General features: G+C 56.3%; 15 protein-coding genes, 1 tRNA gene and 1 pseudogene. 3 read left to right on the plus strand and 14 right to left on the minus strand.

Annotated elements, in window-relative coordinates; translation table 11 throughout:
• The first annotated feature begins 121 nt into the window (after window positions 1-121).
• Window positions 122-208 (plus strand) — tRNA-Leu (locus IQ22_RS17185).
• Window positions 209-574: 366 nt separating this feature from the next.
• On the opposite strand, the gene IQ22_RS17190 is transcribed toward IQ22_RS17185, so the two are convergent.
• The 11 genes and pseudogenes from IQ22_RS17190 to IQ22_RS17240 form a co-directional block, all read right to left on the minus strand.
• Window positions 575-1,867, minus strand: a complete 1,293-nt coding sequence (locus IQ22_RS17190; protein ID WP_145144231.1) for an adenylosuccinate synthase — start codon at window positions 1,865-1,867, stop codon at window positions 575-577.
• Window positions 1,868-1,915: 48 nt separating this feature from the next.
• Window positions 1,916-3,103 (minus strand): ATP phosphoribosyltransferase regulatory subunit, encoded by a 1,188-nt coding sequence (locus IQ22_RS17195; RefSeq protein WP_145144233.1) that lies wholly within the window; start codon window positions 3,101-3,103, stop codon window positions 1,916-1,918.
• Window positions 3,104-3,380: 277 nt separating this feature from the next.
• Window positions 3,381-4,250: a protease modulator HflC gene (hflC, locus tag IQ22_RS17200; protein WP_145144235.1), complete on the minus strand. Its 870-nt coding sequence runs from the start codon at window positions 4,248-4,250 to the stop codon at window positions 3,381-3,383.
• Window positions 4,250-5,419 (minus strand): FtsH protease activity modulator HflK, encoded by a 1,170-nt coding sequence (hflK, locus tag IQ22_RS17205; RefSeq protein ID WP_145144237.1) that lies wholly within the window; start codon window positions 5,417-5,419, stop codon window positions 4,250-4,252. Before hflK ends, hflC begins: the two co-directional genes overlap by 1 nt.
• A gap of 98 nt (window positions 5,420-5,517) precedes the next feature.
• A complete protein-coding gene (gene hflX / locus IQ22_RS17210; protein WP_145144239.1) occupies window positions 5,518-6,822 on the minus strand; it encodes a ribosome rescue GTPase HflX in 1,305 nt (434 codons plus the stop codon).
• Window positions 6,823-6,835: 13 nt separating this feature from the next.
• Window positions 6,836-7,084: an RNA chaperone Hfq gene (gene hfq / locus IQ22_RS17215; RefSeq protein WP_145144391.1), complete on the minus strand. Its 249-nt coding sequence runs from the start codon at window positions 7,082-7,084 to the stop codon at window positions 6,836-6,838.
• Between the two features lie 83 nt (window positions 7,085-7,167).
• A complete protein-coding gene (gene miaA / locus IQ22_RS17220; RefSeq protein WP_145144241.1) occupies window positions 7,168-8,136 on the minus strand; it encodes a tRNA (adenosine(37)-N6)-dimethylallyltransferase MiaA in 969 nt (322 codons plus the stop codon).
• A gap of 42 nt (window positions 8,137-8,178) precedes the next feature.
• Window positions 8,179-10,101, minus strand: coding sequence for a DNA mismatch repair endonuclease MutL (gene mutL, locus IQ22_RS17225; protein ID WP_145144243.1), 1,923 nt, complete (start codon window positions 10,099-10,101; stop codon window positions 8,179-8,181).
• Window positions 10,102-10,245: 144 nt separating this feature from the next.
• Window positions 10,246-11,490, minus strand: a pseudogene (locus tag IQ22_RS17230) (N-acetylmuramoyl-L-alanine amidase); the annotation flags it as partial.
• A 6-nt stretch (window positions 11,491-11,496) separates the two neighbouring features.
• Window positions 11,497-11,985 (minus strand): tRNA (adenosine(37)-N6)-threonylcarbamoyltransferase complex ATPase subunit type 1 TsaE, encoded by a 489-nt coding sequence (tsaE, locus tag IQ22_RS17235; protein ID WP_145144393.1) that lies wholly within the window; start codon window positions 11,983-11,985, stop codon window positions 11,497-11,499.
• Complete coding sequence (locus tag IQ22_RS17240) at window positions 11,982-13,469, minus strand: NAD(P)H-hydrate dehydratase (RefSeq protein ID WP_145144247.1); 1,488 nt, start codon at window positions 13,467-13,469, stop codon at window positions 11,982-11,984. The genes tsaE and IQ22_RS17240 overlap by 4 nt, the downstream gene beginning before the upstream one ends.
• Before the next feature lie 60 nt (window positions 13,470-13,529).
• Here IQ22_RS17240 and queG point away from each other — a divergent pair, with 60 nt between their 5' ends.
• Window positions 13,530-14,606, plus strand: a complete 1,077-nt coding sequence (gene queG / locus IQ22_RS17245) for a tRNA epoxyqueuosine(34) reductase QueG (protein ID WP_145144249.1) — start codon at window positions 13,530-13,532, stop codon at window positions 14,604-14,606.
• Between the two features lie 55 nt (window positions 14,607-14,661).
• Here queG and orn read toward each other — a convergent pair whose 3' ends face one another.
• Window positions 14,662-15,204 (minus strand): oligoribonuclease, encoded by a 543-nt coding sequence (gene orn, locus IQ22_RS17250; RefSeq protein WP_145144251.1) that lies wholly within the window; start codon window positions 15,202-15,204, stop codon window positions 14,662-14,664.
• Between the two features lie 72 nt (window positions 15,205-15,276).
• On the minus strand, window positions 15,277-16,047 hold the full coding sequence (locus IQ22_RS17255) for a class I SAM-dependent methyltransferase (RefSeq protein WP_145144253.1): 771 nt from the start codon (window positions 16,045-16,047) through the stop codon (window positions 15,277-15,279).
• A gap of 129 nt (window positions 16,048-16,176) precedes the next feature.
• Here IQ22_RS17255 and rsgA point away from each other — a divergent pair, with 129 nt between their 5' ends.
• Complete coding sequence (rsgA, locus tag IQ22_RS17260; RefSeq protein ID WP_145144255.1) at window positions 16,177-17,196, plus strand: small ribosomal subunit biogenesis GTPase RsgA; 1,020 nt, start codon at window positions 16,177-16,179, stop codon at window positions 17,194-17,196.
• A gap of 40 nt (window positions 17,197-17,236) precedes the next feature.
• Here the strand turns inward: rsgA and motB are convergent, their stop codons facing one another.
• Window positions 17,237-18,349, minus strand: coding sequence for a flagellar motor protein MotB (gene motB / locus IQ22_RS17265; protein WP_145144257.1), 1,113 nt, complete (start codon window positions 18,347-18,349; stop codon window positions 17,237-17,239).

Raw genomic sequence — 18,349 nt, forward strand, 5'->3', positions numbered from 1 at the left:
AAGAATAATTTTTTTTACAGTAGGGGTTTACAGTCTTTTAAATGATCCGTATAGTTCGCGCCCACAGCAACATCAAGTTGCTAACGCGAAACACGATGAACATCATCGCATATCGCACAGTGCCCAGGTGGCGGAATTGGTAGACGCACTAGGTTCAGGTCCTAGCGGTGGCAACACCGTGGAAGTTCGAGTCTTCTCCTGGGCACCACTATTCAAAAAACCGAGCTGAAAGCTCGGTTTTTTATTGTCTGTTACCCTCAAACAGACCAGCATATTTTACGCCCTCCTCTGCAGCCATGCCTTTAAGCGCGCCTAGTCGTTCGAAGTCCCTCTTCCCTCGATTGCTACCCTGACCGCACTCCGCACTCAGGCATTTCCCTGTTTGCCGAATATACCGCTAAAGCGGCACAAGACGCACCAACCTTCCTACGACTGCTACGCCACTAAGCAATGCTAGCAATCGCACTTTTTATACCGCAAGGGCAGCAGCCAAACCCACGACCTGCGAGATCCTGAACCTTAAATGGCAAAAGAGCCGCCCAAAGGCAGCTCTTTTTGATCGTTCATATCTTGATCAGGCGAACGGATGACGCAAAACGATTGTTTCGTTACGATCCGGCCCAGTCGAAATGATATCGATCGGAGCTCCTACCAGCTCTTGGATCCGAGCAATATAGGCCCGAGCGTTAGCAGGCAACTCATCCATGCTGCGAGCACCTACAGTTGACTCCGACCAGCCCGGCATATCTTCATACACAGGCTCCAAACCGATATAGCTATCCGCATCAGTTGGCGCCTCAAGGAGATCGCCGCCAGCATTACGGTAGCCTACGCAGATGCGCACCGTCTCCAAACCATCCAGCACGTCCAGCTTGGTCAGGCACAGACCGGAAACACTGTTGACCTCGATAGAACGACGCAAAATGACCGCATCGAACCAGCCACAGCGACGCGGACGGCCGGTCACAGAGCCAAACTCATGACCTTTCTTAGCCAGGTACGCCCCAGTCTCATCAAACAACTCGGTCGGAAACGGACCCGAGCCCACGCGTGTGGTATAGGCCTTGGTAATCCCCAGGATGTAATCAAGGTACAGCGGGCCGACGCCTGAACCGGTCGCAACGCCACCGGCGGTAGTGTTCGAACTGGTCACAAAGGGGTAAGTACCATGATCGATATCCAGCAATGTACCTTGCGCGCCTTCGAACATGATGTTCTCGCCGGCTTTACGCAGATTATGCAGGCGCGCCACGACATCAATCATCAACGGCTCAAGGACCTTGGCATACTCCATCGCATCGTCATAGGTCTTCTGGAAGTCAACAGCCGGCTCATTAAAGTAGTTCTGCAGGACAAAGTTGTGATAATCCAACACTTCCCGCAGCTTCACGGCAAAGCGCTCAGGGTGAAACAGATCACCTACGCGCAAGCCCCGACGAGCGATCTTATCCTCATAGGCTGGGCCAATGCCGCGCCCCGTCGTACCGATCTTGGCATCTCCACGAGCCTTCTCGCGCGCCTGGTCTAGCGCTACGTGATAGGGAAGGATCAACTGGCAGGCCGAACTAATACGCAAGCGCTCACGCACCGGCACGCCCTTGGCTTCCAGTTCAGCGACTTCTTTGAACAGCGCATCGGGTGCCAGCACAACTCCATTACCGATCAAGCATTCGGTGTCTGCACGCAGAACGCCGGATGGAATCAGGCGCAGGATGGTTTTTTCGCCATCGATGACCAATGTATGCCCAGCATTATGGCCACCCTGATAGCGAACCACAGCAGCCGCTTGATCTGTCAACAGATCAACGATCTTGCCCTTACCCTCATCACCCCACTGAGTGCCCAGGACAACGACGTTCTTACCCATAACCTTTATCCCCTGTGGAATCTTCGTAGCCGGCGAGCCGGCGAAATCTCATGACGCCAGCGGCGCCACCTGCCAATGTCCATCCCGGCACACCAAATGCCGATCGCAACCCGCCTCGCACGCATCAGCATCGGTCTGTCCAGGCAAGGCCTGAACGACCCGCTCACCAGCGTCGCGTAATTGACGAATCGCTTGCCATAGCTGGACGCCTTCGCCGTAAGGTGCCCAGACACCCGTCAAAGGCTCAACCATATTGGCCTGCCCTAACGTAACGAGCGTTTTCAGGTCAGTGGAAAAACCGGTTGCCGGGCGCGCCCTGCCAAAGTCGGCACCAATATTGTCATAACGCCCACCCTGAGCAATCGCCTGGCCACTACCGGGCACGAAGGCGGCAAATACAACCCCCGTGTGATAGTGGTAACCGCGCAACTCACCCAGATCGAAATACAACGGCACCTCAGGGAAGCGCTGCGCAAGGGCATCAGCAATAGAGCACAAGGAGTCCAAGGCTGCCAGTACTGCTGCCGGAGCGCCAGCCAGACGTTGTCGGGCAGTATCAAGCACCTCACGACCACCGCACAGCCCAACCAAGGCACGAAGCCTATCGGCCTGATCAGGGGCTAACGTTTGGGTCAGCAACATTACTTCATCAATAGCCTTGCGCTGCAAAGCGTCAAACAAGGCATGCTCACTTTCACCCGACAACCCGGCTGCTTCGCACAGGCCACGGTAGATACCTACATGCCCAAGATCCATGTGTACATTCGGAATCTCAGCGAGCTTGAGTACACTTAGCAGAAGACTGATTACTTCCAAATCACCTGCCGTATCAGAAACGCCGTACAGCTCCGCACCTATCTGGATCGGACTACGAGACGTCGTCAATGCGCGAGGGCGTGAATGCAATACACTCCCGGCATAACACAAACGGCTCGGCCCTTCCCGGCGCAAAGCATGGGCGTCCATCCGGGCTACCTGCGGAGTTATGTCTGCACGAAACCCCATGAGACGACCAGATAATGGGTCCGTTACCTTAAAGGTACGCAGTTCCAAGTCCTCGCCTGCAGCAGTGAGCAGTGACTCGAGGAACTCAATATGAGGCGTTACGACGAACTCGTACCCCCAACGCTGAAACAGCTCAAGCACCTGACGCCGCGCAATTTCTATGCTTGCAGCCTCAGGCGGCAGGATTTCTTCTATTCCGTCAGGCAGCAGCCAGCGGTCTACCGTTGCCATGTAGCCTTTCTCCATCATGCGAGCGGCAAGCCTGCCATGAAGACCTGTCGGCATGACCAGACAGATTCGACCCTGCGAAACGTGCGGACTTCAACGAGCCCTGAAAAAGAACCTGGAAGCGCAACGATCAGGAATGGCTAGGCCAACCGTAATGCTGCCCTTGCAACGTCACACAGGATTCATGCAGACGCAAAAAAGCCGGGATGTTCCCGGCTGACTTATGATACCACGAAATACGTACGGATCAGCGGCGGGCGACGAGCGCCCGCCACTTTCTTCAGGGCCTGGGTGTTTCCAGGTATTTGAAGAAGTCACTCTTCGGATCCAGAACCATGACATCGCTCTTGCTTTCAAAGCTGTTGCGATAAGCCGCGAGGCTTCGTGTAAACGAATAGAACTCTGGATTCTTGGAAAATGCTTCCGCATAAATAGAGGCGGCACGAGCATCCCCATCACCACGAGTCTCTTCAGCCTCACGGTAGGCTTCCGCCAGGATCACGCGGCGCTGACGATCAGCATCTGCACGAATACCTTCCGCCAGCTCGCGCCCCTTGGCCCGATGCTCACGCGCTTCACGCTCACGCTCAGTACTCATCCGCTCGTATACGCTACGGCTTACTTCCTTAGGCAGGTCAATAGCTTTGATACGCACATCAACCACTTCGATACCCAACTCAGCATTAGCCATTTTGTTCAACGATGTCGTCAATTCCGCCACCATGGCGTCCCGCTCACCCGACACGACTTCATGCAACGTACGCTTGCCGAACTGATCACGCAAACCTGCTTCAAGTCGGCGAGACAGACGCTCGTCAGCAATCTGCTTCATGCCTGACGTAGCCGTATAGAAGCGCTCCGCATTGAATACACGCCACTTGGCGTACGCATCAACCATAACCGCCTTCTTTTCCAACGTCAGGAAGCGCTGGGTTGGGGAATCCAGCGTCATGAGGCGAGCATCGAACTTACGCACCTTGTTCACAAGCGGGATTTTGAAATGCAGACCCGGTTGCAAGTTAGACTCAACAACCCGACCAAAGCGCAGCATAACGCCCCGCTCGGTCTGTTGAATCACAAAAAGACTGCTCCAGGCCAACAGAACCAGAGCAGCTACGACGACTAGAGCGCCTATAGCCCTGTTACTCATCAGCGACTCTCCCTTGTACGTACTTCAGGCAGTTGCGGCAATGTTCTGACCGAAGTAGAAGCAGCATCACTTGAACCATTCGACGAAGGCGTCTCGCTCGCACTTGCCGCACGGCTTTGGATCATTTTATCCAGCGGCAGGTAAAGCAGATTATTCTGTCCCGCTTCGCCTGTGATCAGCACTTTACTTGATTGGCTCAAGACCTCTTGGATGGCATCTAAATACAAACGCTCACGAGTAACCTGCGGAGCCTTCTCATATTCAGCGACCAGCTTATTAAAGCGATCGGCTTCACCCTGAGCCCGTGCAATGACTTCTTCCCGATAACCATTGGCCTCTTCAAGAATACGCTGGGCTTGACCACGCGCCTCTGGAATCACGCCATTGGCATATGTTTCAGCTTGGTTCCGCTCACGCTGTTCATCTTCACGCGCACGAATCACATCGTCGAATGCTTCCTGCACCTCACGCGGAGCGGCAGCACTCTGGATATTTACCTGAGTTACTGTGATACCCGTCTTGTAGTTATCCAGGAAGCGCTGAAGACGCTCACGCACCTCATTGGCAACCTGCTCGCGCCCAGACGTCAGCAACTGATCCATGGTGGTCGAACCAGCTACGTGTCGCAGAGCACTTTCAGTGGCATGCTGAAGACTGACTTCTGGCTGATCCACATTCAGCACGAACGATTCCAGATCAGTGATCTTGTATTGAACCGTCAACGGTACTTCGACGATGTTCTCGTCTTGGGTAAGCATCTGGCCCTGCTTGCTATAAGCACGCTCCCGCGTCACGTTCTCCTGGAACTTTCGATCCATTGGCGGGAAATAGATGTTCAAGCCTGGTCCTACGGTTTCGTAGTACTTGCCAAAGCGCAGGATAACCGCCTGCTCTTGCTCATCCACCACATAAAAAGCGTTGTACAGCCAAAGGCCGAACAGAAGCGCCAATCCAATAAGAATAAGACCGGTACCACCCCCACTGCTCTGCCCACTACCACCGCTGTCAGGGCGGCGCTTACCACCAAATAGGCGATTGAGCTTGTTCTGCAGTTTGCGTAGCGCCTCGTCCAAGTCAGGCGGTCCCTGGCGACCACCGCCATTACCACCTCGGCGCCCGCCCCAGGGATCTTGATTATTTGAGTTGCCACCCGGCTCGTTCCAAGCCATAGCGTTCTCCCTACTGATAAAGCGAAAACGCGCCGGTTGGCGCGCCGACCAATGCTACCGGATGCCAGAGGCCCGGACCAAAAACGTCGATGAAGGCTTTATTGCAAAGTATGTTGTGCGACAAAGTCATCGGGCTTAAAACCTGCACGACTGACAAGACGATTAAGTTCAGCGCGTGGTAAACGTACAGACAACAACGTACGACCTTCGTTGTCATGACGCTCCTCCTGAACGGCTCCCTGCTCGAACAGCAACGCCCGCAGCCGCCCCAGATCCTGGGACAGACACAGGGTACCGGTGAACAGATCTTCGCCCAGAAGCTCAGCCACGGCCTGACGAATCAGAGGTAACCCCTGTTCCTCACGAGCCGATACCCAGACTCGGATCGGGGTGCCTGTTTCTTCATCACGTTGAATATGTGGTTCTATCCCCTCCAGCAAATCAATCTTGTTATAGATCTCAAGCATGGGAATGTCATCCGCCCCAATTTCGCTTAGCACAGCATTGACCTGTTCAATCTGAAGCATACGGTCCGGCTCATGGGAGTCGATGACATGCAAAAGCAGATCAGCGTTGCTGGACTCTTCCAGCGTCGCGCGGAAGGCTTCTACCAGTTTATGGGGCAGATGCCGTATGAAGCCCACCGTATCGGCTAGTATGATTGGCCCAAGATCCTCCAATTCCAAACGGCGAAGCGTGGGGTCCAGCGTCGCAAACAGCTGATTGGCAGCATATACCCCTGAGGCCGTCAGACTGTTGAATAGCGTCGACTTGCCTGCGTTGGTATAACCTACGAGTGAAACAGCGGGAATCTCAGCACGCCTCCGTCCTCGCCGGGCCTGCTCACGCTGACTGCGTACCTTTTCCAGACGCTGCTTAATCTGCCGGATACGAATGCGCAGCAAACGGCGGTCAGTTTCTAACTGAGTTTCACCCGGCCCTCGAAGACCAATCCCTCCCTTTTGTCGCTCAAGGTGCGTCCATCCTCGAACCAGGCGCGTGCTCATGTGATCCAGCTGAGCCAACTCGACTTGCAGCTTACCTTCATGAGTACGGGCACGCTGGGCAAAGATATCCAGAATCAGACCGGTACGATCAAGCACACGGCACTCCAAGGCACGTTCGAGATTACGCTCCTGACTGGGCGTTAACGTGTGATTGAAAATGACGAGTTCAGCCTGGTCAGCCTTAACAAGATCATGCAGTTCATCGACCTTGCCGGTACCGATGAGAAAGCGAGCGGAGGGCTGATAACGCGACACAGTGACAAGAGCCACCATGTCAGCGCCGGCGGAGCGCGCAAGTTCTTGGAACTCCTGAGGATCCTCGCGGACATCAGGATCCTGGCCTTCGATATGGACCAGAATGGCCCGTTCACCACCACCCGGGCGTTCAAAGAACAAGGGCGACTCCTATTTACAGATTACCGGGTTCAGCTGGCTGATCGCTGCTAGGCAGACGTACAGGGCGGCTGGGCACAACGGTAGAAATGGCGTGCTTGTATACCATCTGGCTGACTGTGTTTTTCAGCAGGATGACAAATTGATCAAAAGACTCGATCTGACCTTGCAACTTGATGCCATTGACCAAGTAAATTGAAACCGGAACGCGTTCCTTACGCAGGGTATTCAGGTAAGGGTCTTGTAGCGAATGCCCTTTTGACATTGTGCCGCTCTCCTCAAAGATAAAAGATTCAGTAATTGCAAGGTCGGAAGGTTCGCCATCATCGGCGCGATTCTTCTTGAGACTCAACTGCATATGGAGACCGCCTTAAGGCTTTTCAAGACACGCGACACATTGTCGCGCGCCAAACTATCTAACCACTGTAGCTGGCTCCAACCACGCAGCCAGGTGAGCTGTCGCTTGGCCAGCTGGCGCGTGGCGATGATGCCGCGCTCAGTCATTTCATCAAAACTCGTTTTTCCGTCCAGGTACTCCCATACTTGACGGTAGCCGACGGCGCGCATAGAGGGTAACTCGGCGTGTAAATCGTTCCGTGCTCGTAAACGTGTGACCTCATCAATGAAGCCCTGTTCCAGCATCAGGCGGAAACGCACAGCGATCCTCTCATGCAATATCGCCCGCTCCCTGGGAGCAATCGCCAGATGAATGGCAGTATACGGGAATTGTTCGATAAACGGCGCGCTGGAATCAGCATTTCCTCCATGTTGACGCATCCGGTACTCGGTCATCGTTACACCACTGGAGCGATACACCTCAAGCGCTCGGGTCAGCCGCTGAGGGTCGTTGGGATGAATGCGGGCCGCAGACTCGGGGTCTACTTCGGCAAGGCAACGATGAATCGCGCCCCATCCCTCATGTGCAGCCTGTGCTTCGATATTAGCGCGCACCGCCGGGTCAGCGCTGGGCATGTCAGCCAGGCCTTCCAGCAGGGCCTTAAAATAAAGCATGGTTCCGCCGACCAACAAGGGAATGCGCCCGGCCGCTGTGATGTCAGCCATCGCCGCGCGTGCATCTGCGCAAAAATCAGCAGCGGAATACGCCTCGTTGGGTTCACGAATATCGATCAGCCGGTGAGGAAAAGACTCAAGCACCTCAGGAGAAGGCTTGGCCGTACCGATATCCATGCCGCGATACACCAACGCGGAGTCGACACTGATCAATTCACAAGGCAGTACACGCGCCAACTCCAGAGCAAGATCAGTCTTGCCCGAAGCTGTCGGACCCATGAGAAAAATGGCAGGAGGAAGAGACATTCACACACTCATTGAAGGCCTGCAGACATCATCTGAGGCCGATTACCTGCCACGCAGGAACAGTTTATCGAGATCGTCCAGCCCCATTTGGGTCCAGGTAGGTCGACCATGGTTACATTGACCACTGCGCTCGGTGATTTCCATATCCCGTAGCAAAGCGTTCATTTCCGGTAGTGTCAAACGCCGGTTTGCTCGTACTGCGCCGTGACATGCCATGGTGCCAAGCAACTCGTTCAAATGCGCCTGGATTCGATCACTGGTCCCATATTCGAGCAGATCGGAAAGGACATCCCGAACCAGCTGGGCTGCCTGGGCCTGCTTGAGTAGTGCAGGCGTCTGCCGGATAGCCAAGGTTTCCGGACCCAATCGTTGTAACTCGAAGCCCAGTTTCTGGAACCAGTCTGCATGCTCTTCAGCACAGTCCGCTTCGCGCTCGCTGACCGCAATGGACTCTGGAACCAACAAGGGCTGGCCGCGCAGTCCCTCACTGGCCATCGCAACCTTGAGCCGTTCATAGGTGATACGCTCATGAGCAGCATGCATATCTACCAAGACCAGACCTTGGGCATTCTCAGCCAGAATATAAATACCCTTGAGCTGCGCCAGCGCATACCCCAATGGAGGAATATCCCCTTGCTCTTCAGGCAATGTTGCTGATGCGGACGCAGGTGAGGCCGGACCGTTTCCAGGAAGCGGCGCGAAAAAAGCCTGATAAGCCCCCTGCTTTTCTGCGACTGACAAATTCGAGTGGGTAGATGGCGGGGGCGCGTAGGACGAGCCGCTGCCAGAGCCATTCGGCCCACTGCCATAGGACGCCAGTGCCGACCTGCTTGGCTCAAGCACACTAGCCGCCAAACTCATTTCACCTTGCGGGCCGAACTCGCCGGCCGCCGTACCAGTCACTACAGGCGCGGGCAGACTGGACGCCGCGGGTGCTGCCAGTTGATCATCCGGCCGAATATCGGCCAGGGCCCGATGCAGCGTACCGTAAAGGAAATCATGCACCATACGGCTGTCACGAAAGCGGACCTCGTGCTTGGTGGGGTGAACATTCACATCCACGACCCCTGGGTCCAGCTCGAGAAACAGGACGAATGCCGGATGGCGCCCGTTATACAGTACATCCCGGTAAGCCTGCCGTATCGCATGGGCAACTAGTTTGTCTCGGACCATCCGCCCGTTTACATAGAAATATTGCAGGTCTGCCTGGCTGCGCGAGAACGTTGGTAGCCCTACCCACCCCCAAAGGCGCAGCTCACCTCGCTCATGCTGAATAGGCAAGGCCTGCTCAAGAAAGGTAGACCCACAGACTGCACTGACACGCCGGGCCTGACTGATATCGGTCGTGGCCTCATGCAGGGATAACACGGTCTTGCCGTTATGCCGCAAGTGAAAACCCACATCGAAACGGGCCAATGCCAGGCGCCGTACGACCTCCTGCAAATGATCAAACTCGGTTTTTTCCGCCCGCAGAAATTTACGCCGTGCGGGTGTATTGAAAAACAAGTCGCGCACTTCTACCGTCGTGCCGGGCGGATGAGCAGCCGGATTAACCCGTGAATGCATTTCTCGCCCTTCAGTTTCTACTTGCCAGGCGTGATCGGCCTCATAATGACGTGAGGTCAGGGTCAGTCTCGATACGGAGCTGATCGAGGCTAAAGCTTCTCCGCGAAAACCAAGGCTTTCGACATGCTCTAGTTCGTCGAGGTTGTAGATCTTGCTAGTGGCATGACGCTCAAGTGCTAGCGGCAGATCATCGGCAGGAATACCCTTGCCATCGTCACGGATACGCAGCAGCTTGACGCCACCCTGCTCGACCTCGATGTCAATTCGACGAGCCCCTGCATCCAGGCTGTTTTCCAGCAATTCCTTGGCGACCGAGGAGGGACGCTCGACGACCTCACCCGCAGCGATCTGGTTGGCCAGGCGCGGGCTGAGAAGTTGAATACGGCGTATGTCAGTCATGAAAGCAGCCAGAAATAATCAGAAGGTCAGGGCTTGCTGAACAGAAAAGCAGCAAAGCTTTCCGAACAGGACATCAGGTCAGAAGGCAGCGCTTATCGGTCCAGAGGGATCTTATGGGTTCCCCGTCGCTAACTGCTGCCCCTTCTGGTCACGCAGCCAAGCAAGGTAAGTTCCGGGTGGCGGACTTCTCTGGAAATACTGCGAGACGCCTGCGCGAATCTGGCGAGCCAGAAGTTCTTGATGCCTGGAAGAGGCCAGCTTGGTCGACTCGCTCGGATTGGAGATAAACCCGGTTTCGACCAGAATCGATGGAATATCCGGAGATTTCAACACAACAAAGGCGGCCTGTTCAACCTTGCGGTGCAGGAGCTTGGTTTGCTGCCCCATACTGGTCAGCACCTTTTGGCCGACATCCAGACTGGAGGACAGGGTTGACGTCATCGAGAGGTCCAGCAGCACGCCAGCAAGCATTTGATCCTTAGTATCCAGCGCGCTACCCACCCCCCCGATGAGATCGGAACTGTTCTCCGTATCAGCCAGCCAGCGCGCCGTTTCTGACGTAGCGCCACGTTGCGACAACGCAAAAACGGAAACGCCAGAAGCGGACCGATTCGGCGCAGCATCTGCATGGATAGAGATAAATAGGTCAGCCCCCTTCTTACGGGCAATCTCGGTACGCTTGCGCAGCGGAATAAAATAATCACCCGTACGCGTCAGCTCGGCCCGGTAGCCTTTCATCTGATTGATCTGTGCCTGCAGCTTGCGAGCAATGGCCAAAGTAATGTTCTTTTCGAACAAGCCTCCCCCCTGGGCAACGGCACCAGGATCTTCACCGCCGTGACCGGCATCAATCACGACAATTACATCGCGCTTGCCGGACGGTCCTGCCGGCACCGTCACTTTGGGCTGAGCCGGGCTTACCGGCGTTGAGGGTCGTTCGGGGGTTGGCGTAGCCGGAACGTCCGCGCTAATGTCGGCGCCCTGATCGTACAGGTCGACTACGAGGCGGTCTCCGTATTGCTGATTGGGTGCCAGGGTAAAACTCTTGGGCGTTACCGGCTGGGCAACGTCGAGCACGACACGCAGGTCATTTTCCGTGCGCTGAGCCGAGCGCAATCCTGTAATGGGAGTGCCCTTCAAGCGCGCTTCATTAAGCTGGGTAGATAACTTGGCGCCACTCAGATCAATGACGATCCGATTGGGCGCCGTCAAGGTAAAAACACTGGCCTTGACCGGGCCACTTAAATCAAACACCAGACGCGTGTTGTCCGGCGCACGCCAGACACGCATATCCTTGATGTCGGCAGCGGCCAGTACTTGAGTCGCCATGCACAACAACAACGCACCTATGGCTGCCCATCCCAAGCGTACTCGCATCCCCCACCCCATTCGCCTTTAAACTCCTGTGAACAGGGCGGCGTGCCAAGCTTCGCCTTGTGGGCTTTGAAACACCAGCTGCACGTTACGACCGCCCGCGTGGGGCGTAATGGTAATGTCCAGATCAGGCTTTGGCAAAAGGCCCCGCCCCCGCTCTGGCCATTCGATCAGACACAGGGCATCCCCTGTGAAATAGTCTCGAATTCCAAGAAACTCAAGTTCTTCGGGGTCGGCCAGACGGTACAGATCGAAGTGGTAGGCCTGGATATCCGCTATCTCATAAGGCTCCACCAGAGTGAATGTAGGACTTTTGACCGCTCCGGCATGCCCCAGGCCACGCAGAATGCCGCGCGACAGGGTTGTCTTTCCAGCGCCAAGATCACCATGCAGGTAAACGGTCCCGCGGCCTCCGCTGGCCTGAGCGATCTTTTTCCCTAGGGTAGCCATACCTTCTTCGTCAGCTACAAACAGCACGGTTTCAAATGGAGTTGTCGAAGGAGGAGTCATTTGAGACATGGATTATAACTCTCTAAAAGCTGACGAACGGTATCGGGAAAGTCACTAGCGGCCAGTCCTCGTCCATGCTGACCAAGCAGCTCACCGGCCCTCCCATGTAGCCAGGCACCTAGACAGGCCGCTTCGAAAGCCGGTAGATGCTGAGCCAACAAGGCGGCAATGATGCCTGTAAGCACATCGCCTGCGCCACCGGTTGCCATAGCAGGATGTCCTCGCCCACATAACGCCATCCGGCCATCCGGAGCGGCGATAAGCGTTCCAAGCCCCTTGAGCAGTACAACCGCACCGTAACGTTCGGCCAGCTTTCTGGCCGCCGTAGGCCGAAGGTTCTGTACCGTTGCGGTATCGCTACGCAGCAGGCGTGCGGCTTCACCAGGATGAGGGGTCATGATCCAGGGCCCCTTGGGCGTACTGACTGCCTGACCTGCCAGTAGGTTGAGCGCATCGGCGTCCCAGACCTGAGGAATGTCCCGAGAAGCAGCCACGCTTAGAAGACTGCGGCTCCAGGCGCCCTGCCCCAATCCCGGCCCAACGGCCAGGACGTCGGCTTTTTCAACCAGCGAGATAACTCGGCTCGAGGACTCGACACCTGCAACCATGATTTCGGGACGACGCGCCAACGCGGCGGCCACATTGGAAGGACGCGTCGCCAGAGACACCATACCGGCCCCGCAGCGCAGTGCGGCTTCAGAGGTCATCATCGCTGCGCCCCCCGTCCCTTCGTTACCACCCATCACCAGAACATGCCCAAAGTTTCCTTTATGGGCACTACGCTTACGCGGGGGCAAGCGCGGCAGGTTGCGGGGCGACAGACGTTGGGCCAAGGCATCAGCCGGATTCTGGGGCTCCTCGACCAGCGCGGCAAATTCAAGCTCGCCACAATGATCGGGCCCCTCTCCCGTCAGCAACCCCAGCTTTACCCCAATGAACGTAACGGTTAGATTCGCCTGAACCGCAATGCTAGTGACAGCCCCGGTATCAGCATTGAGTCCGGAGGGAACGTCCACAGCCAGAACGGGTAACGGCGAGGCGTTGATTTGTTTGATAGCTTCAGCGTATGCGTCCCGAACACTGCCTGAAAAGCCTGTACCCAACAGCGCGTCCACAATGACGCCACTCAGCTCCGCACCGCTCTTCCATGCTTCCGACCGAGCCCCGCAACCAGTGGCTTCAGCATAGGCATGCGCCGCGTCGCCTTTGAGCGTGGCGGGATCGTTGAGGTGGTATACTCGCACCGGCCAGCCCGCCCGTTGCGCCAAGGCCGCGATCAAATAACCATCGCCGCCGTTGTTGCCTCCTCCAGCGAATACTGTAATCGCCCCGGCATCGGGCCAGCGTTGGCGCAAGGCACGCCAGGCCGCACGTGCGGCACGATGCATCAATTCGAAACCAGGTGTTCCCGACGCGATCAATCGAGCATCGAGGGCGCGCACTTGGGCAGCGCTATAAAGGGAAAGCGGCAAGTCATCGTGCATGCGGAAACGGGCTCCAGGTCTGGAAAACTCATATTCTCGTCGGTAGCTTAACGCCACGCCATGTCTTTACCTACACTCGATCTCGACACACTTGCCCAAACTATCAAGGACTGGGGACGTGAGCTGGGCTTTCAGCAGACCGGCATCACAGGTGTCGACCTGGCTGATCATGAAGCGTACCTCGAGCGCTGGCTTGCCGCGGGCTATCACGGCGAGATGGACTATATGGCCGCGCACGGCCGCAAACGTTCTCGCCCAGATGAGCTGGTTCCCGGCACGCTGCGTATCGTCTCGCTTCGGATGGACTATCTGCCGGGCGATACGGAGATGGCTCGGCGCTTGGCCGAACCAACCGGAGCCTATGTCTCGCGCTATGCGCTGGGACGCGACTATCACAAGCTCATTCGTAAGCGTCTGCAGCAACTGGCCGAACGAATCCAGGCCACTATTGGCCCGTTTGGCTATCGCGCCTTCGTTGACAGCGCCCCCGTGCTGGAAAAAGCATTGGCCGAGAAGGCAGGCCTTGGCTGGATTGGCAAAAACACGCTGGTCCTTAATCGCAAGGCTGGAAGCTATTTCTTCCTGGGTGAACTATTCACGGATCTGCCGCTACCGGTAGATGCGCCTCACGCCGGCAACCATTGCGGTCGCTGCAGCGCCTGCATGGATATTTGTCCGACCGCCGCCTTTGTTGCGCCCTACGTACTGGATGCGCGGCGCTGCATTTCATACCTCACCATCGAGCTGAAGGGCTCGATCCCGGAAGAATTGCGCCCACTTATTGGTAATCGGGTGTTCGGTTGCGACGATTGCCAGATCGTCTGCCCCTGGAACCGCTTTGCCAAGCCTACAACTCAGCCTGACTTCCAGCCTCGGCATAATTTGGATAACAGCGACCTAGTATCCTTGTTTCGCTGGACCGAAGCGGAATTTCTCAGCCGCACGGAAGGCTCTCCCCTTCGCAGAGCCGGGTATGAGCGCTGGCTGCGTAACCTTGCGGTGGCGCTGGGTAATGCGCCTACTAGTATTCCTGTTGTCGAGGCTTTAAAGCTGCATCGAGCGCATCCTTCCCCGCTCGTGCGGGAACATGTTGAATGGGCCTTGGGGCGGCACGGTGAGACGGCTTCCATTGCTTGAACCCAGGAGTTGGGTGCAATGCCTTTTGGTTGTTGCACCCAGCGAGCGAGCAGGCTTAGTACTTGATAAAGTGCTCGCGGTAATAACGCAGCTCTGCGATTGAATCGCGAATGTCGTCCAGCGCCAGATGGCTGCCGGCTTTCTTAACGCCGTCTCGGACATGCGGTGCCCAGCGCGCAGCCAGCTCCTTTAGCGTCGACACGTCTAGGTTGCGGTAATGAAAATAGGCTTCTAGCTGGGGCATGCGCCGATACAGGAAGCGGCGATCCTGGCAGATACTATTGCCGCAGATCGGCGAAGCTCGCGCCGGCACCCACTCTTGCAAGAACTCCAGGGTCTGCCGCTCGGCCTCAGCCGTATCAATAGTGCTTTCACGCACCCGCTGGGTCAGACCGGACTGGCCATGCTGGCGAGTATTCCATTCATCCATGCCATTTAGAATCTCGTCAGGCTGATGAATGGCGATAACCGGCCCCTCAGCCAACACATTTAAGTCGCTGTCTGTCACGATAGTGGCCATTTCGATGATTACATCGTTGTCCGGATCCAGACCGGTCATTTCTAGATCAATCCAGATCAAGTTCTGGGGGTTCTGCATGGCAATACTCCTTGAGCTATGCAGCGCAGTGTAGCGGAATAAATATGCCTCGGCTGGCCCTGTGCCAGGGTATCAACGCTGCCAGACGAGGATTCGGGACTGCCGCCAGTCATTCAGCTCGATAACCTGACTAGGCGGGACGCCCGGTATCTCGAACGTATTGCTGATCAATCGGCTACCCGGACGCATCTCGGCTCTGGCTTTTTCCCAGAGCGCTGGCATGGGCGCTGGAGACAAGAAGCAATACACAACCTCATAGCCTTCCAGGTTTTCCTTCCAGAGGCTGCGATAACGAATCCGACAATTACGCCGCGGCAGGCAGCGTAGCCAGGAGAGCACAAAGCTCATGGGCGCTGTTTCTACGCCAGTGAAACGACTCTGGGGATAGTCGCGTGCCAAATGGCAAAGCGTCCCCGCCAGACCGCTGCCCAGATCGACAAAGGTAAAGCCCGGCGGCAGGTCTGCCAGCAGCTCGCTAAGCTTTAACCGAGTCTCGCGGCCGGTGAGGTACAGCGGAACACGCTCGGTTAGGCTGTTCCAGTTCAGCAGAAGCACAGTGAAAAAGCCGACCGGATAAATCCAGGCTGGGATGGCGTAGCCATTGAATGCAACAAGGGCAGGTACAAAGAGAAGATTGATAAAGAGCCACCAACGGTGGAGACCAAAGCACTGCCCCAGGGTAGCGGCTAGCACGCCTTGGAGGCAGGCGGCAGCCATCAGCGAAAAACGATAGTGAAAAACGACCATGCTGACCTGTAGCACGGCCCAAACAATCAGCACGGCCAGAAGTTGGGTCAGTAAAGCCAATACAGCAGGATATCGGTGACGAAGAGTGTCGAGCATGCGGCCTGTCATGGAGTCGAGTAATGAGATGCAGTCTAGCTAAGAATGGCCTCTATCGAACGATCCTTCACCGAGTCGCTCAACTGCCTGATAGACTCCGTTTCTACCTTAGGTTTATCGAGCGATTACATGGCCAAACGCCATCTTACCCGTCGGCAGAGCTGGCGCATCGAAAAAATTCAGACTGAACGCGCAGCCCGTGCCGAAAAGCGGGAATCCCGTCTGATTGAAGAGCTGGAGGGCGGCGATCTGGGCCCTGAGCAGACCGGCCGGATCATTGCCCACTTTGGCGTTCAGGTGGAAGTGGAAGGCGACGATGGCCAAATCCAACGCTGCCACTTGCGTGCCAACCTGCCTGCACTCGTGACTGGCGATCGTGTGGTCTGGCGTTCGGGCAACCAGGGTATTGGCGTCATTGTGGCGCAACTGCCGCGGACCTCGGAGCTATGCCGCCCCGACATGCGCGGCGTACTCAAGCCGGTAGCAGCTAACGTAGATCTCCTGGTTATCGTCTTCGCTCCGCTACCAGAGCCACATGGAAACCTGATCGATCGCTACCTTGTCGCAGCCGAGCATGCCGGCATCCAACCCCTACTCCTATTGAACAAGGCTGACCTGATCGACGACAGCAATGCCCAGCGCATGGACACCCTGCTCGGGATCTATAACGATTTGGAGTACCCCTTGCTTGAAGTTTCCGCCCTTAACGGCTTGAGCCTGGATCGCCTGAAAGAAGCCCTGGATGGGCACATCAGCGTATTCGTCGGGCAATCCGGGGTAGGCAAGTCGTCTCTGGTCAATGCACTATTGCCCGGGGTAGACACCCGTGTCGGCCCTCTCTCAGAGGTAACAGGCAAGGGAACGCATACTACGACAACGGCCCGCCTGTTTCACTTTCCAGGCGGCGGCGATCTCATCGACTCGCCCGGTATCCGTGAGTTCGGACTGGGCCATGTGAGCCGTGACGACGTGGAGGCCGGCTTCATCGAACTCTCCGACCTCTCCGGCCAGTGCCGTTTCCGCGACTGCAAACACGATCGCGAACCCGGGTGCGCCTTTCTCAAGGCACTCGAAGAAGGGCGAATCCATCCTCAACGCATGGCCAGTTACCGCCACATCATCGCCAGTCTGCCCGAGCCGGAGTATTGACCCTTCAGCCCTACTCCAGACAGGCGCATCGTTTATCGCTTTAGCGCTCGGACGGCGGAGTCATCTTTAGCGCGCCATCGTCAAACGCGTTGAGCTTTTGCTGTAAGTCCTGCGGATTGAGCGGCTGAGCGAGATTGTTAGTTGCCCTGACGCTTCCTACACCACCCGAAGCGTCAGATGCTGCACCTTGCCGGTCTTCTGGCGGTGGACCCACCGGAGAAGACGGAGCGGCCTCGCTACTACTGTCACCCTCGATATTCCGCAGCGCCCTCTTCGTCAGTACAACGATATCGATACGACGGTTCACTGGATTGAGCGGATCCTTGCGGTCGAACAGGGCCGACGAGGCAAACCCTACGACACGCGCCACCTGATTATCCGGATAACCGCCGGCAATCAGAGCCCGTCGTGCTGCGTTCGCTCGAGCAGCTGACAATTCCCAATTTCCGAAATAACCCTTGTCAACAAACGGTTTGGCATCGGTATGGCCGCTAACGCTGATCTTGTTCGGCACCTGCTTGATGGAGTCTGCCATGGCCAACAGGATGTTTTCGAAATAGAACTTCAATTGGGCACTGCCAGAGTCGAACATGGGCCGGTTTTCGGCATCGACAATCTGGATACGCAAGCCATCCTGAGTAATCTCCAGCAGAATCTGGTCCTTGAAGCGTTGCAGATCCGGGTTCTCGTCGATCTTGTTCTGCAATTCCTGAAGAAGCAGTTGCAGCCGCTCCTTATCGATCTTCTCGGCGATATTTTCCGCCAGGTCTGCATTGATACCTGATGCCTCACCCGGCGTCGGTTTGGACGAACTCTCTTCGGAGGGCACGTCGTCAGGGTTGCTTGGCATATTTTCGGACTTGGGCTGCTGATCCATGGTGGGATTGAGCGTTTGGTCCGGCGAAGGCGTTGGTGTGCCGCCAAGGTCGATCACATACGGACTGCCACTGTCGGTAAAACCGATCGGGTCCTGGAAGTAACCGGCAATGGCGATTCGCTGCTCGGGTGTGGCTGAAATCAACAGCCACATCACCAGGAAGAACGCCATCATGGCGGTCATGAAGTCAGCGAAGGCGATCTTCCAAGCACCGCCGTGGTGCCCGCCTTCAACTTTCTTGACGCGCTTGATGATAATAGGCTGGTTGTTATCCAT

Source organism: Pseudomonas duriflava (genome assembly GCF_007830155.1).
Classification (GTDB): Bacteria; Pseudomonadota; Gammaproteobacteria; order Pseudomonadales; family Pseudomonadaceae; genus Chryseomonas; species Chryseomonas duriflava.

Coding starts and splice junctions, on each gene's coding strand:
- IQ22_RS17190 (WP_145144231.1), bottom strand. CDS start 1,867: ATGGGTAAGAACGTCGTTGTCCTGGGCACTCAGTGGGGTGATGAGGGT.
- IQ22_RS17195 (WP_145144233.1), bottom strand. CDS start 3,103: ATGGCAACGGTAGACCGCTGGCTGCTGCCTGACGGAATAGAAGAAATC.
- hflC (WP_145144235.1), bottom strand. CDS start 4,250: ATGAGTAACAGGGCTATAGGCGCTCTAGTCGTCGTAGCTGCTCTGGTT.
- hflK (WP_145144237.1), bottom strand. CDS start 5,419: ATGGCTTGGAACGAGCCGGGTGGCAACTCAAATAATCAAGATCCCTGG.
- hfq (WP_145144391.1), bottom strand. CDS start 7,084: ATGTCAAAAGGGCATTCGCTACAAGACCCTTACCTGAATACCCTGCGT.
- miaA (WP_145144241.1), bottom strand. CDS start 8,136: ATGTCTCTTCCTCCTGCCATTTTTCTCATGGGTCCGACAGCTTCGGGC.
- mutL (WP_145144243.1), bottom strand. CDS start 10,101: ATGACTGACATACGCCGTATTCAACTTCTCAGCCCGCGCCTGGCCAAC.
- tsaE (WP_145144393.1), bottom strand. CDS start 11,985: ATGACTCCTCCTTCGACAACTCCATTTGAAACCGTGCTGTTTGTAGCT.
- IQ22_RS17240 (WP_145144247.1), bottom strand. CDS start 13,469: ATGCACGATGACTTGCCGCTTTCCCTTTATAGCGCTGCCCAAGTGCGC.
- queG (WP_145144249.1), top strand. CDS start 13,530: ATGTCTTTACCTACACTCGATCTCGACACACTTGCCCAAACTATCAAG.
- orn (WP_145144251.1), bottom strand. CDS start 15,204: ATGCAGAACCCCCAGAACTTGATCTGGATTGATCTAGAAATGACCGGT.
- IQ22_RS17255 (WP_145144253.1), bottom strand. CDS start 16,047: ATGCTCGACACTCTTCGTCACCGATATCCTGCTGTATTGGCTTTACTG.
- rsgA (WP_145144255.1), top strand. CDS start 16,177: ATGGCCAAACGCCATCTTACCCGTCGGCAGAGCTGGCGCATCGAAAAA.
- motB (WP_145144257.1), bottom strand. CDS start 18,349: ATGGATAACAACCAGCCTATTATCATCAAGCGCGTCAAGAAAGTTGAA.